The organism is Megalodesulfovibrio paquesii, assembly GCF_054653055.1.
In genome coordinates, this window is the sequence record NZ_BAAIGQ010000006.1 from 194,234 (window position 1) to 208,635 (window position 14,402).

The 14,402-nt window shown below is 65.4% G+C and carries 15 protein-coding genes; 3 read left to right on the top strand and 12 right to left on the bottom strand.

The features are described 5' to 3' along the window. The first annotated feature begins 51 nt into the window (after positions 1-51). Complete coding sequence (locus ACYQ00_RS13710) at positions 52-549, top strand: hypothetical protein (RefSeq protein WP_460032705.1); 498 nt, start codon at positions 52-54, stop codon at positions 547-549. An 18-nt stretch (positions 550-567) separates the two neighbouring features. Beyond that, complete coding sequence (locus ACYQ00_RS13715) at positions 568-864, top strand: hypothetical protein (RefSeq protein ID WP_460032706.1); 297 nt, start codon at positions 568-570, stop codon at positions 862-864. A gap of 107 nt (positions 865-971) precedes the next feature. On the opposite strand, the gene ACYQ00_RS13720 is transcribed toward ACYQ00_RS13715, so the two are convergent. The 12 genes from ACYQ00_RS13720 to ACYQ00_RS13775 form a co-directional block, all read right to left on the bottom strand. Further along, on the bottom strand, positions 972-2,045 hold the full coding sequence (locus tag ACYQ00_RS13720; RefSeq protein WP_460032707.1) for a Fic family protein: 1,074 nt from the start codon (positions 2,043-2,045) through the stop codon (positions 972-974). A gap of 150 nt (positions 2,046-2,195) precedes the next feature. Further along, positions 2,196-2,780, bottom strand: coding sequence for a nitroreductase family protein (locus ACYQ00_RS13725; protein WP_460032708.1), 585 nt, complete (start codon positions 2,778-2,780; stop codon positions 2,196-2,198). Positions 2,781-2,829: 49 nt separating this feature from the next. Beyond that, entirely contained in the window at positions 2,830-3,525 is a 696-nt protein-coding gene (locus ACYQ00_RS13730) for a hypothetical protein (RefSeq protein WP_460032709.1), read from the bottom strand. Position 3,526: 1 nt separating this feature from the next. Further along, a complete protein-coding gene (locus ACYQ00_RS13735; RefSeq protein ID WP_460032710.1) occupies positions 3,527-4,240 on the bottom strand; it encodes a cytidylyltransferase domain-containing protein in 714 nt (237 codons plus the stop codon). Positions 4,241-4,275: 35 nt separating this feature from the next. Then, positions 4,276-5,400 (bottom strand): radical SAM/SPASM domain-containing protein, encoded by a 1,125-nt coding sequence (locus ACYQ00_RS13740; protein ID WP_460032711.1) that lies wholly within the window; start codon positions 5,398-5,400, stop codon positions 4,276-4,278. Beyond that, entirely contained in the window at positions 5,397-6,446 is a 1,050-nt protein-coding gene (locus tag ACYQ00_RS13745) for an alpha-ketoacid dehydrogenase subunit beta (protein WP_460032712.1), read from the bottom strand. The genes ACYQ00_RS13740 and ACYQ00_RS13745 overlap by 4 nt, the downstream gene beginning before the upstream one ends. A gap of 1 nt (position 6,447) precedes the next feature. Next, the gene (locus ACYQ00_RS13750; RefSeq protein ID WP_460032713.1) at positions 6,448-7,395 is read right to left on the bottom strand and encodes a thiamine pyrophosphate-dependent dehydrogenase E1 component subunit alpha; all 948 of its coding nucleotides are present in this window, start codon (positions 7,393-7,395) and stop codon (positions 6,448-6,450) included. Then, complete coding sequence (locus tag ACYQ00_RS13755; RefSeq protein ID WP_460032714.1) at positions 7,392-8,660, bottom strand: glycosyltransferase; 1,269 nt, start codon at positions 8,658-8,660, stop codon at positions 7,392-7,394. Before ACYQ00_RS13755 ends, ACYQ00_RS13750 begins: the two co-directional genes overlap by 4 nt. A gap of 20 nt (positions 8,661-8,680) precedes the next feature. Further along, on the bottom strand, positions 8,681-9,793 hold the full coding sequence (locus ACYQ00_RS13760; protein ID WP_460032715.1) for a radical SAM protein: 1,113 nt from the start codon (positions 9,791-9,793) through the stop codon (positions 8,681-8,683). 2 nt (positions 9,794-9,795) lie between these two features. After that, entirely contained in the window at positions 9,796-10,458 is a 663-nt protein-coding gene (locus tag ACYQ00_RS13765; protein ID WP_460032716.1) for an SIS domain-containing protein, read from the bottom strand. Between the two features lie 26 nt (positions 10,459-10,484). Beyond that, complete coding sequence (locus tag ACYQ00_RS13770; RefSeq protein ID WP_460032717.1) at positions 10,485-12,035, bottom strand: PfkB family carbohydrate kinase; 1,551 nt, start codon at positions 12,033-12,035, stop codon at positions 10,485-10,487. A gap of 27 nt (positions 12,036-12,062) precedes the next feature. Next, a complete protein-coding gene (locus ACYQ00_RS13775; RefSeq protein ID WP_460032718.1) occupies positions 12,063-13,052 on the bottom strand; it encodes an SDR family oxidoreductase in 990 nt (329 codons plus the stop codon). Between the two features lie 263 nt (positions 13,053-13,315). Here ACYQ00_RS13775 and ACYQ00_RS13780 point away from each other — a divergent pair, with 263 nt between their 5' ends. Next, entirely contained in the window at positions 13,316-14,335 is a 1,020-nt protein-coding gene (locus ACYQ00_RS13780; protein ID WP_460032719.1) for a glycosyltransferase family 2 protein, read from the top strand. The last annotated feature ends 67 nt before the right edge of the window (positions 14,336-14,402 follow it).

Consider the following 14,402-nt stretch of genomic DNA (forward strand, 5'->3'; position numbering starts at 1 on the left):
CCATCATTGGCGAATCGCCATGCAGGTCGACCCTGCCCAAGGAGCCATCCGATGCAATATGATCAAGCCGACGCCGTGCGCCAGCTCTCCGGCGTCATGAAGTTCGAAAACTGGATCCGGTTTTACTTTGTCCGGGAAGAAGGGGATGCACTCTTTGTTCGCATCCCTGCCGAAGCCATTGCCAAGATGGAGACACAGTATCCGGAATACATGGAGTTGGTGAACCTGCTGAATAACGAGGCCATCACCTACGAAAAATCAGTGCACATGGTCTGCCAGCACATGATTTCGCATTTTGACGGCCAGGTTTTTCCCATGGGAACCGTGATGGATGTGATGGACACAAATGCGTTTCAGGCGGAGATGCAGTTGTTTCACGTCTGGGCGCAACATCACGAAGAACAGTTGGATCAGGGATTTTTTGACTTTGCCAAGTGGCTGGAACTGTACGAGGAATGGAAGAGCCTGCCGCAGGTGCAGGAATTGCTGAGCAAACTCAAGCAGTCCCCCATCCCCACCATCTCCTGCTCCACAGACACCATGCACTGATCGATCCGGAGGTCCCTCATGCGTGCATCTGTTCACGGACGGCTGCTTGCGTTGCTGTGCTGCCTTATGCTGGCCGCAATGACGCTGTCCCTCGCCTCCTGCTACTGGGAATCCGGCCCCGGGTACGTGGGCGCCGGCTTCATGCCGCCGCGTCCGGACGGACCGCCGGAGCATTATGTCTGGACCCCTGCCGGGCCGGATAATCCACAAGGATACTGGACGTACGTGGGCCCCCCCCGTCCTGGATGGACCTGGCAACCTGCGCACAAAAAGCCAGACGGCTCCTGGGTGCCCGGGCATTGGCAGCGGCAGTAGTCAGCGGCAACCGGCTGCCATAACAGACTTCCCTTCGATGGTCGCACGCGCCGTGGCAAAAGCACTGCTCGCCACGGCGCGTGACGCAGCCCCCTGCCATGTTCCCCTCAAGGCCCTGAGCCTCCGCCGGGAAACAATTCCCAGTTAACCCAATACCCGTCTTCGCGTCTGGCAAGCAAATGGACTGCACAGAGTGCTTGCAAATCGCGTTCGATGGTCCGCTCCACACGGTTGACATACAGTTGCTTGAAGGGAGCAGTCCTTTTGAGTTGTCCGGCGTGGTATGGTCCAGGAATGTCCAGCAACAGTGTTATCAATTCATGCTGTCGTTGAGAAATGTGTTTCTTGTCTTGCAACATCTGTATGTGTTGCCGCAAAAGCAGGTGGCGCAGCAGATTGATGGCTGATTCCTGCCAAACAGTTGCGGCATGCAGGTGTCCTTGCAGCAGCAAGGCCAAGAATGAGAGTTCCCCATCTTCCTTTGCCGCGCGCACAGCGTTGATACAATCATGATATGCTCGCTGGTGCTGGTGCAACCAGATCCACAAGAGGCACGGCGGCCAGGGAAGACCTGTGCCACGCAGCAGCTGTGCCTCCAATAAGAGTGAAACGAGGTTGTTTCCTCTTTGGAACGGCTGGATCCGCAGCAGATGGCAATGCGCAAGGCCTGCCCGGAGGAAGGGGTCGAGCGCAAGCAAATCCGCACTATTGCCCCAGATCGCAAAGGCATCCATGATCAACCGGATGTCCACCAGCGTTTTTGGTGCCGGAGAACTCTCCGCGTCTTCAAGAGGTTGCTTGCGATACACCCCGGGGACGTCGTTCCGGCTCTGCCAGGCTGTGGAGCCGGCAAACAGGCTGCGATGCAGGTCTCTTATGGCGACTTCGGTCAGCAACTGCTGATGGCCTGACGTTTCGGCGCCCAGGGGGCGGGCGGCCAGAGCCGCAACGTTGGCTTGCTCTACAGGGATTCCCCCAAGCGCTATGCCAGCCGCATATGCCAAGGGCAGAAGTGAACCGTGTAACTGCTCCACCCAATCAGGCACAAGCGGCAATGCAGATAACACCACGGTCCGACCATGCAGGGCCTGCAGCGCCCTGTCCAGGGCGGAAGTTTCGGTCGGCCGGAAGAAGGCGAACACCCCTGACCAGTGTGTGGGAACGGGATGCTGGATGTTCATAATTATGTCATAATATTGTCAGTTGCAAAATCTTTAATTTCAATGAATCATGAGTAAAATAGTCGCAAAAAATGTCAAGCCAAATGTCACGGAAAACGCCATCCCCGACGTGGCAGAGATGGCGTGAAACAGTGCGGGCTCAGCTCGAAGCTACTCGCCGATTTTGTTAACTAGCACCTCGGCCAGGGAGCGCTTGGGCACGTGGTGCACGGCCTGTGCATCGCGCCAATATTTGATGTCGCCGTCAGGGCCAATGGGGTCGAGGACGCATTCCTCCACCGGTTCGCCCAGGGCCAGCACCAGCAGGATCTTCAGGTGGCTCGGGATCTGCAATTCTTCCCGGAGCTTTTCCCGATCCACGGAGGCGATGATGCAGCCGGCCAGCCCGCGTTCCACCGCACCGAGCAGGATGCTTTGGGTGGCCAGGCCGTGGTCGCAGTCGGTTTTTTCGTCAATGGCGGTATCCAGCAGGACGATGATGTAGGCTGCCGGACGCTCACCTTCATCCGGACCGGGCCAGTCCTTGAGATAGCCAGCCCAGGCCACGCGGTGGAAGATGGTAGCGTTCATCCCAGGATCATTGCACAAAATGTACTTGAGCGGCTGCTTGTTCCCGGCAGAGGGACCCAGCCGGCCGAGGTCGGCCAGCGCTTCCAGCACGCCCATGGGCACTGCGGCGTTCTGGCGGAAGCGCCGGCAGCTGCGGTTTTTGAGGACCAGTTCTCTCACGGTCATAAGAAGTCTCCTTGTCTGTAAAATAAGGGACATAGCGCGTGCTGCCACCTCAGGAGACGGCGGTAGCGTTGCGGGCGCACAACGCGCGCGCCAGGGGCACATCCTCCGGCGTCAGGGTCGTGATGGCCTCTATCAGGGAAATCTCCACTCCCTTGGTCAACGGCTGAGGGTAGCGGATCCGCTGCAAATGCGCCACGCAGGCCAGCCCGGGCCGGTACAGCTGCGGCGCTTCCTGGCGGTCGCGCCCCGGGTGCGCCCAGACCCCGAAGAGTCGGCCCCCGGCAATATTCCCTCCCAGCGGTGTGTACAGGTTCGGGTCCTCGGCCGTGAGCGGCACCACCCGCGCCGCAATGCGATCCTCCAGCAAGGCGTGGTACATGCGTTCCCAACTGCGAGATGAAAGCAGCGGCATGCGCCAGGCCCCGAAAAAATGCACATCGCCCTCAAGCCCGGCCTGGTCCAGGGCCTGCAGCTGGTGGCGGATGCGGCTTTCCTCGCAGGTCAGATGGTTGAAGCGTTCCGTGGCGCTGGCCGGGCAGAGTCGGCGCACTGGCAGACCAGCCACGCCAGCGCGCGCGAGCAACGTCTCGCAATCCGTGAGAACGGCCATGTCGTCCACCAGGCCCAGCTGCTCCAGCTGAAACACGGCGCGGGCCAGCTGCGTGGCGCCGGCCATGTCGGCATCCCAGGAAACGCCATCGCTGGCCTCGCGTTCAAGCACGATAAAGGACGCAGTCACGCGCATCTCAGCCCTCCTGCCCTGCGGGCATGCCAGAAGAATCCAGCAATCCAAGCCGGTTCTGCATGTAATATTCCGCCAGGGGCACTTCCTCGGCGTGCTGCAGGTCAAAGGCTTCCTCGCGGCTGACCACATGCGGGGCCAGGGTCATGCGGCCGTTCAGAAAGCGTTCCCGGATCGTCACAGCCACGCCCGTACGGCGGTAGAGCGGCGGGTGCTCGGCCTGGGGCACGGAGGGATCATTCCAAAAGGGAAAGAGCGCGCCGTCCCGTGTCTTGAGGCACAGCCCGGCCGGCACGGCCGACACGGCGATAACGCCGCCGATGGCTTCGTCGCGCCGGGCATGGTCGTGCATGGCGGCCAAGGTCTCGGGGCGCAGTAGAAAATTGTTGCAGTTGAAGGCCACGTTCACCTCGCCGGGGCCGCCGGCGATGGCGTCAATCTGGGCGGAACGATTGACCGACCACTCCTGCTGTGTGGCGAACCCGCTGTAATAATGGACCATGGACCTTGGCCGGGGCAGGGCGTGCGCTCCCAGGCTGCGGGCGATGTCCAATATTTCCGCATCCTCGCTCCAGACGAACACATGGTCAATGAATCCGGCAGACTGGCAGGTTTCAATGGCGTAGGCGATGATGGGCTTGCCCAGGATGCGGCAGGTGTTCTTGCGGTGAAATGTCGACCCGCCGCCGCGGGCGATGATGGTGGCATGGACTGACAACGTGCGTTCTCCCACATGCAGGCAGGGCCAGTGCATCAGATGAAGTTGACGTGCTGGGGGGGCGGGCCGTCAGCCTCGGGAAAGGTGGCGGCGCCTTGCGCCAGCTGCAGATTCCACAAGCATTCATTCACCTTGTGCTGCAGGCAGAGCGAACCGCACATGCGGCGGGCGTCGAAGGCAGGCGAGGCGATGCGTCGCAGCACCTCCCAGTAGCGCTCGCCCTGCCAGAGGGTCTTGAAGGACGTCTGGTTGATGTTCCCGATATGATACGCCGAATACCGCTCGTGGAAAAGCATGCCGCAGGGGGCCACGAGGCCGGAGCCGGAAAGCTGCAGCATCAGCGGCGGCCCGTAGCATTGGGCATAGTCTCGCAGCCCGCCGCTCAGCACCTTGGACCATTTGACCCGCACCGCCGTGGCCGGGGTGGACAGGGCTTCTGCCTCACGCAGCAGCGGTTCCAGTCCGGCGTAGGCGGTATAGTCCACGCCCAGGCGGCCGGCTTCGTCATCGCTGCAATGCTTGATGACCAGATAGTCGACCTCCAGGGCCACAGCCAGCCGGGAAAGCGGCAGAATCTGATCGGCAAAGGCCGGCATGAGCACCATCTGCAGGCCGATGGTGGTGGTGAGTCCGCCCGCACGGGCAGCATGGGCCAGGGCCACGGCCTGGCGGATGGTTTCGATAACCTTGTGGAAGCAGGCTTCCTGGCAGCCGTGAATGGCGGCGTAGCGCGCGGGGTCGGCGGCGGAGATATTGAAGCGCAGGTAGGTCAGGGCCGGGAGGATCTCCGGCAGCCGCTCGTCCTGGAGCAGAAAGCCGTTGGTGCCCAGGGCCATGTCCAGGCCGTTGGCCCGGCCATGGAGGATGGCCTCATAGAGGTGCGGGCTGCAGGTGCTCTCGCCATCGCTGACAAAACTGACGGCCTTGACGCCGATCCCGGCCGCATCGTCCAGAAACCGCAGGATGGCCTCGCGGCTGAGGGGCGGGCCGGGATTGTGCTGCAACTGGCCGTAGCAGTAAACGCAGCCATAGGAGCAGGCGCGGGTCAGGGCGCAGTCGATGGTGATGGGCGCCACGCGTTCGCCAGCCAGCAGGGCCTGCACGCGTTCGCGGTGCCAGGCGAGCTTGTGCCCGTCGAGGACGAGGCTGCCTGCGCTCATGGCCTGTGCTCCACAAGTCGCCGCGCGGCCTGGGCCAGGGCCTCGGCGCCGGGATAATAGGCCTGTTCCAGGACGTGCCCGGCCGGCGTGGGCGCGGGCGGCAGGCCCACGCGGGTCACCGGGGCCTTGAGGAAATTGAAGCGGGATTCCGCGGCGATGGCCGCAATCTCGGCGGCCAGGCCGGCAATGGTGTGGCCGGTGTCCGCCACCACGATCCGGCCGGTCCGGGCCACGGAGGCGGCGATGGCGGCATGATCCAGAGGGGCCGCGCAGCGCAGGTCCAGCACTTCCGCCTGGATGCCGGCTTCGGCCAGCAATTCGGCGGCCTTGAGGGCTTCGCGCACCATCAGGGAGATGGCGGCGATGGTGACGTCGGCGCCTGCACGGCGGACCACGGCGGCGCCCAGAGGGGTGCGGTACATGGCTTCCGGGACGTGGCCGACGTCGTCATAGAGCCAGCGGTGCTCCAGCACCACCACCGGGCCGGGATCGGCGATGGCCGCCAGGAGCAGGCCCTTGGCGTCCTGCGCTGTGGACGGCAGGGCGACCTTGAGCCCCGGAAACTGCATGAGGATGCCGTGCAGCGGCTGGGAATGCTGGGCCGCCGAGCCCCAGCCCCGGCCGATGACCGCCCGGACCACCAGGGGCACGGGCTGGCGGCCAGCGAACATGTACCGCCACTTGGCGGCGTGGTTGGCCAGTTGATCCAGGGCCAGGAGCAGAAAATCCGCCCGCAGATGCACGACAATAGGTCGCATGCCGGCCAGGGCCGCTCCCACGGCCGCGCCCAGGCAGCCATTCTCGGCCAGGGGGAGGTCGAAGACCCGTTCTGCGCCAAACTGTTCCTGCAGGCCAAGGGTCGTGCCAAAGGATCCGGCCGGATCGTCCACGCCCTCGCCCATGACGAAGACGGCCGGGTCCGCGGCCAGGGCCTGGCGCTGCGCCTCCAGGAGGGCCTGCCGGTAGCTCAGGGAGCGCGTCGCGCCCGCAGCAGCAGGAGAGGCCGGGGCGGCGGCAGTCGCTTCAGGGAGCACGGTCCAGGGCATGTCACCAGACCTCGTCGAGCAGGGTGGCGGGATCGGGGAACGGGCTGGCCAGGGCAAAGGCAAAGGCGGTGTCGATTTCCGCGGCAATCTCGGCTTCCATCTGGCGAATGGCCCCGGCATCCTCCGCAGGCAACTGGTTCCTCAGCCGGTAGATGGGGCAGCGGGCCTGCCAAGCCTCCAGCACTTCGGACGGCAAGGAAGTATTGGGCAGCGGGCCCACATGGGCCATCCAGCGGCAGGTCAGGGCTTCAAGGAGGGTCGGGCCTTCGCCATTGCGGGCGCGGGTCACGGCGTCGGAGGCCGCGGCGAAGACGGCCGGGGCGTCGGTGCCGTCCACCTGCAGCGCGGGGATGCCATGGGGCTCGGCCAGGCGGAAGAGGTCCGGCTGCACGCGGCGGTTGGCCAGGGGCGAGGCCGTGGCCAGGCCGTTGTTTTCCAGGACAAAAAGCACCGGCAGCCGGCGCAGGGCCGCCAGGGCCATGCTTTCGTAAAAGGAGCCTTCATCCGCCGCGCCGTCGCCGAAAAAGACCACGCTGACGCGGGGTTCGTGCCGGATGGCAAAGGCCAGGGCCGCGCCCGTGGCCAGGGGGAGGCCACCGCCGACGATAGCCGTGCTGCCGGCCACGCCGGCGTCCACGTCAATCACATGCATGGACCCGCCGCGGCCCGAGGCGCAGCCCGTGGCCCGGCCGTACAGCTCGGCGGTCAGGCGGGGCATGTCCCCGCCCTTGGCCAGGTAGTGGCCGTGGCTGCGATGCGTGCTGAAGACCATGTCCTCCGGCTGCAGCGCCAGGCAGACGCCGGCGGCCACGGCTTCCTGGCCTATGTACAGGTGCACGGGCGTTTTCATTTCCTGCTCGGCATAGCGGGCGGCCACGCGCTCCTCAAAGAGGCGGATGCGCAGCATGGTCCTGAGCAGCGCGTGCAATTGCGCGTGGTCTGCCATCATCCGTAGATCGCCTCCAGGGTGGGCAGGAGGGTTTCCAGGGCGTGGGACTCGCGGTAGCGGCGGACGTTTTCGCGCAGGGTCGGATAGTCGGCCCGGGCCAGGAGCGCCGGCAGCTCGTCCAGACGGTCCAGGGAATAGACGAGCCCCAGGCCGTGCTCGCGGACAAGCTGGCAGACGTATTCCATGTCCTCGTAGACCAGGAGCGGCAGCCCGGCTTCGAAGTAGCTGAAGATCTTGGTGGACATGTTGTGGACGTAGCCTTCGTGCGGCCAGGAGGAGAGGGCCTTCTGATCGTAGAGCAGGCCGTAGTGAAAGTCTGCAATCTCGGCCGGCAGGCGATGGAACGGGACGCCCTGGCGCAGGGAGAAGAGGGGGCAGCGGGCTTCGAGGTCGAAGTAGCGGTCCTGCTCCTCCCAGAACATGTCCCGGGCGTTCAGGTTGGCGTAAAAGGTCAGGCCGATGCCGGCCTTGGCCGTGGCCTCGACGATGGGGTCCATGAGCATGTGCTCGTGCCCGTCGCGCAGGGCGGCGCGCCAGGGCATGATGCCGCCGGCGTAGACGATTTTCCAGGGACCGGCAGGGGACGAAGTCGGTGAAGGCGGTGGCGGGGCGTCTTGAAACAGCGCGGGCATGGGCAGGCAGTGGGCCAGGTAGTCCGGCGTCTGCTGCGGATCCAGATCCCAGGCCTGGCGCAGGGCGTGGATGGCCGCGGGGGGCATCTTGTGCACAAAGGCGTCGGCCCGGGCCAGCACCGGGCGCTCCAGCAGGGAGTCCGGGTGATTGGGGTCGCGGCGCATGTAGTAGTTGGAGTCCGTGACGTCCAGGATGACCCGTACCGTATCCCGCACAAGTGTGCAGGCTTCCAGGACCACGGCGCCCAGCAGGGCCGGCTGGATGCAGGCCGTGACCGAGGCCGGCCGGGCGTCGGCCAGCAGCTCGAAGAGCTCGGTGTAGTGCTCCAGTTCGTACACGGCGTCAAACCAGCGTTCGGCCTCCAGATCCTCGCGCACGCAGCAGGCCAGCAAGGTGGTGTGGTAGCGGCCGGTTGCGCGCAGGACGATGCTTTTTTTGACCGTGCTGGGATAGGCGTAATAGCAGACGAAGACCAGATGCCGCCTGCCGTCAACCTCGGCCCGGTCCAGATGCGGCGGCCTGTGGCGATAGCGCAGCGCGCCGCGACCGCGGGGCATGGGACGGGCCAGGGCGTCTTCCACCTGTCGGCGCTGGGCTTCGGGCAGCCAGGAGAATCGGGAAGAGTCAGACATGGTGATGGGTTGCGGCTCCGTCAGATGAAATTCACGTGGGGCGCAGGGTGGCGCAGTTCCCAGAGGTAGTGGTTGATGCTGTCCATGCGGCAGTTGATGCGGCATTCGCTGCTGGGCATGGTGGCGAGCAGCTCCCAGTTCGCCCGCCGGGCCGGGCCTTCCCACAGCTCCCGGAAGCCTGCCTCGAGCAGGTTGCCGATGTGGAACCGCGGGTCGCCCAGGTGGGCGCTGCAGGTGCACAGTTCGCCGGCGGCGCTGACATAGGCCCAGAAAAAAGGCGTGGCCAGACAGGTGTCATAAGGTTTGGGTTGGGCGTGACGGGCCATGGCCTCGGCCCGGAAGATGACCCGGAACTGCGCGGTTTGCAAGCCGCGCAATGTCTCTTCCAGGCGGCGGAGGGCTCCGCCAGTTTTGCCAGTTTCATACTCCAGGCCGGCATACTGCCGCGTGCGGCTGTGCAGGTGCTGGGAATACGGTTTGATGACCAGATAATCCGCGCCGATCTCGTCCCGGCAGCGGCGGGCCAGGGTGGCGGCTTCGGCCATGTTTTCCGGCAGAAGCAGCAGCTGCAGGCCCAGGGTGCACTGGCTGCCGGACGCGCGCCGGGCCGCCACGGCGCGGGTGCAGTTGGTCATGACCCGATCGAAATCCCCGGGCGAAGTGCGGTGGATGGCTGCATAAGTCTCGGCTGTGCCGGCGTTGCAGCTGACCTTGATCCAGGACGTCCGGGGCAGGGTCCGCTCGCAGAAGGCCTCGTCCAGAAAGACGCCATTGGTGGTGAAGGCAATGTCCATGCCGGCCGCGCAGGCGGCTCCGGCCAGATCGTGGATGCCCTTGTGCAGGAGCGGCTCCCCTTCGCCGGCGAACATGACACTCTTCACCCCGGCCGCGCCCATCTCGGCCAGACGGTCCTGCATGATTTCGACAGGCAGGCGGTGCGGTGTGTAGTCCAGGTAGTCCAGGGCGCAGAAGGTGCAGCGGTGGTTGCAGGCGCCGATGGGGGACATTTCCATGTAGATCGGATAGATGCGTTTCAGTTGTTCCCAGTCGTCCCCGGCCTGACGCCAGGCGGCCACGCGCTCGGGGTGGAAGAGCAGCTTGTGGCCGTCAATGCGATGGTTGTCAGCGGACATGGTCAGCAGCGCTCGCCGGCAGTCCCGCCAGTCCCGCCAGTCCCGCCAGTCCCGGCGGCTCCGGCAGTCCCAGTGGCCTTGAGACGGTCGGCCAGGTAGTGGGCCAGGCAGGCGTGGGCCAGCTCCACGGGGCCATAGGCGGCGGCAGGGACGTAGAAATTCACATCCCCCAGGCGGCGCAGGGGATTGTCCGGAGCAAAGCCGGTGCAGGTGGCCACCTGCATGCCCAGCTCCCGGGCCGCGGCCACGGTGCGCAGGATGTTCTCCGACGCGCCCGAGCTGCTGATGGCCAGGAGCAGACCGCCGCGCTCCGCCAGATCGCCCCAGCAGGCCAGCTGGCGGGCGTAGGCCTGCTGGTAGCCGAAGTCATTGGCCGCGGCGGTCAGGGAAGGGGTGTTGGTCAGAACCACGGCCTTGAGGCCGCAAGACAGGGAGAGGTCGCAGTGCAGATGATCGGCAATGGCCGCGCTGCCGCCATTGCCCACCAGCACGGCCAGGCCGCCGCGTCGGCGCAGGGCCAGGAGGGCATCGCACAGCCGGGCCATGCCGGCATCCAGGGAGATCGCTGCCCCGGAGGCGTCGGTGACCTCGGCGGCGGCCAGCAGATTCCGGAGCTGGTCGAAGTAGGCCGAGGTGGACATGAAATCAGGCATGAGATCGGGCATGAACGGCTCGTTCGCTTCGTTGAAGACTATTTCAACAGGGCAATGACATGCTTGACCAGGGCGACCTTGTCCAGGGGTTCGCGGTTGCCCACCACGCCCACGGCCATGGCTCCGGCTACATTGCCCAGAAATCCGGCCACTTCCATGGGCGCGCCCTGGGCCACGCACAGGGAGGCCACGGCCAGGACCGTATCCCCGGAGCCGACGCGGTCCACCACCTTGCCGGTGAAGGCCGGGATCTCGAAGAACCCTTCCTCTGCCCCGTAGCACAGGCAGCCCTGTTTGCCTCGGGTAATCAAGAGCCGCGGGCATTGTCGCTGGCGGGAAGCCAGTTCGACGAGGGCGCGCAGGTCCCCGTCGCGGCGGCGCATTTCCAGACGCAGTTCATTTTCCGATATGCAGAGGAAATCCGCACGCGGGTATTTGGCAATGGTGTTGTAGCCGAAGTTGCCGGCATTGAGCTGGGCGTTCACGGCCAGAAAGCGGGCCTGCTCGCAAAGCAGGGCCACGGCCTCGGCATCCAGGAGATTATGCCCGTAATCGGCGACGATGGCCACGTCCGGTCCGCCGTCCTCGCGCAGCTGCATGCCCAGGCGGGCCAGGAAATCCTCGCGGGCGGCGGCGGGCTGCTCGCCATCGTGCATGTGGTAGATTTCAAAGAGCTTCTGGAAGGGATAGCGTTCCACAAAGCGCCGTTTGACGATGGTCGGGCCGGCGTGACGCGCCAGGTGCGGGACCACTCCGGGGCGCAGGCCGCGCAGGACAAATTCCTCCTGCGGCTCCTGCTCCCCCAGGCTGCTGACCAGGTCCACCCGTCTGGCAAAGGCGGCCAGATGATTGGCAATGGCCAGCACGCCGCCGGCGTGGCATTCGGCCTCCACATGCCGGGCGGCCAGGATGGGCTCCTTGCCGGACTTGCCCAGGGTATCGCACAGCACGTATTCGTCGAGGATGGTTTCCCCCACCACCATGGCCCGCAGCCCGGCGGCGCGTTCCAGCCAGCCCAGGAGCGCCGGCGCCCCCAGCCGGCGGGAGATGTCCCGCACATACTGCTGCACCGGCTCGGGGAAGGGGGAGAAAAAGTCGTTCAGCAGGGTGGAGGAACTGAACACCACATCTTCCGTGAACTCGATGCGGCCGCCATGCCGGGCCACGGCCTGGGCCTCGTCCACAATCCTGCCCGTGGGATCGTTGTCAATATCCTTGTATTCCGAGCCCTTGACATAAATATCCGGTTTGAGCAGGGCCAGGGCTTCCACGGCTGTGGGCCAGGCGTTCACGGCCACGTAGTCCACACAGTCCAGGGCGGCAATGCTTTCGGTACGCAGGGCCGCGGTGAACACCGGGCGGTGCGGCCCCTTGTTCACGAATTCATCCGGCGTCACCGTGACCACCAGCAGGTCGCCCAGGCGTTTGGCGGCCTGAAAGTGCCGGATGTGGCCGATGTGCAGGAGATCGAAGACGCCGTGGCAATGCACCACGGTGGGGCTTTCCTGGGGGTGCCCCTGGGCACGAAGCGTCTGCAGCCGTTCGGCCAGGGCGGTAAGGGGCAGAATCTTGCCGGACGTGTCGGGCATGGGGTGGGTTTGATCCTCTAAAAACAGTTAGCGCAGGTGCTTGAACCAGCTGGCCGTGGCCTGGGCAATGCCTGCCTCGTCCCAGACCGGGGCGTCCTTCCAGAGTTCGATGTGTCGCAGCATGTCGGCCACGCCGTCTTCGAAACTGACGCGCGGTGACCAGCCCAGCAGGGCGCGGGCCTGGGTGATGTCCGCATGGGTGGCGTCTGGCTCGCCGGGACGCTTGGGGATGTGGATCTTCTCCCCGCCCAGCAGTTCCACCAGCCGGTTGACCGACTGTGGCGCGCCGCTGCCGATATTGAGGGCCAGCCCCGAGGCCCCGGACTGCGCGGCCAGGAGAAAGGCCTCGGCCACGTCGGTCACGAACACGAAATCCCGCCGCTGCTGGCCGTCGCCCACCACGGTATAGGGCGCGCCGGCCAGTTTTTGAGCCAGAAAAACGCCAAAGACCGCGCCATAGGCCCCGGTGGTCCGGGAGCGTGGGCCGTACACATTGAAAAGCCGCAGGGAGAGGCAGGGCAGGCCATAGACCTGGGCCCAGTGCAGCACGCAGGCCTCGCCCAGCTGTTTGGCCAGGGCATAGGGGTACATGGGGCGGATGGGGGCGGTCTCGGGCGTGGGGTAATGGTCTGGAATGCCGTAGCAGGAGGAGGAGGCGGCGTAGACCAGCCGCCGGACTCCGGCCTGCCGGGCGGCTTCCAGCACATGCACCGTGGCGTCCACATTCACCTGATGGTAGCGCAGGGGCGCTTCGATGGAAGGGACGATGTCCGCCAGGCCGGCCAGGTGAAAGACCCAGTCCGCCCCGGCAAAAATTACCGCCAGGGTCTGTGGATCTGGTCGGGAAAGATCCTGCTCGTGCAGCGTGCAGCGGGGATGGGCCAGGGCCTGGGCGCAGTTCTCACGCCGGCCGGTCTCGAAATTGTCCACGATGACGACATCCAGCCCTTCTGCCAGAAGCCGGTCCGCAAGGTGGCTGCCGATAAAGCCGGCACCGCCGGTGACCACTGCCTTCATGCGCGATGCGCTCCTCATGCGTTGCGCCGGTGCAAGCCGCCGGTGTGGGCCGGCGGGGTGAAACGGCGGGGTGAAACGGGTGGACACCCGGTGTCATACGCAAAGCCGGTCCAATGCGCCAGGGCTGCATTGCGCTTTGGCAGGGGCTTGCGTAGGCTCCGGGCCGGAAACATGCGCCGGGTTGCACTTCCCGGCGTTGGAATTGCAAGGGCTGTTCCCAACCTGTCCCAACCCGTATTCGCGCATCCATTGCAGGAGCATGCATGCCAGCCATTTCCGTGGTGATGCCCACCTACAATCAGGCCCGGTTCCTGCGGCAGGCCGTGGATTCGGTGCTGGTGCAGACGGTTCGCGATCTGGAGCTGGTGGTGGTCAACGACGGCTCCGGGGACGACACCGCGGCGCTGCTGGACCAGCTGGCCCAAGAGAGACGCGACCCGCGGCTGGTCATCATCCATCACCCGGAGAATCGTGGGGCTTCGGCCGCGTTGAATACCGGCTTTGCCCGCGCCCGGGGACGCTATCTCAGTTGGCTGGCGTCGGATAATTGCTACAGGCCCGATTGCCTGGCCCGACTTCTCGCCGCACTGGAGGCGCATCCGGACTGCGATCTGGCCTACGCCGCTTTTGCCAATGTGGACGAGGACGGCCGGTTTCTGGACCATGAATTTCTGGAATCCTGGTGGCCGGGGCTGTTGCAGGTCAACCCCGGCGCCGTGGGCATGGCCTTTTTGTATACCCGCCGGCTTATGGAGGGCGTGGGGGCGTATCGGGACATGGTGGCCAATGACCTGGACTTCTGGCTGCGCGCCGCACGGGGGTATCGCTTTATGTATGTGCCCGAAGTGCTGGGAGAAAATCGCAAGCACGCCGGCATGCAGACCGTGGTGCGTCGCGATCGGCTGGCCGAAGAGGTGGCCACGCTGCTGCAGGAGGACCGGGCGCATGCGCCACACACCCTTCCCCTGCCTCGCCTCCTGGAGCGCGTCCACACGCTGCGCCGAGCGGCCCGGCAGTGCCTGCGTGCGGTGCAGCTGGCCCTGCCCGGTATGGCGTCGGACGCCGGCACGCTGCTTCTGGTGGCTGATGCCGGAGAGACGGGCGCGCTCCTGGCCGCCCTGTTGCAGGCTGGCGGGCTGCCAGCCGAGGCGCGACCGCTGGAGGCCATTGCACCGGGCGAGGTCGTCCTGGCCCTGCACGAGGCCGACGCCACCGCGCTTCGTGGGCGGGGATGCACGGTGCTCGGCACAGCAGAAGGCTCGGGCTGGGGCAAGGATTTCTAGTGGTGCCAATTGGCTGGCGTACACACCTTCAAAACTATTTTTGGCAGGGGGCCTGGGGGGATACCTT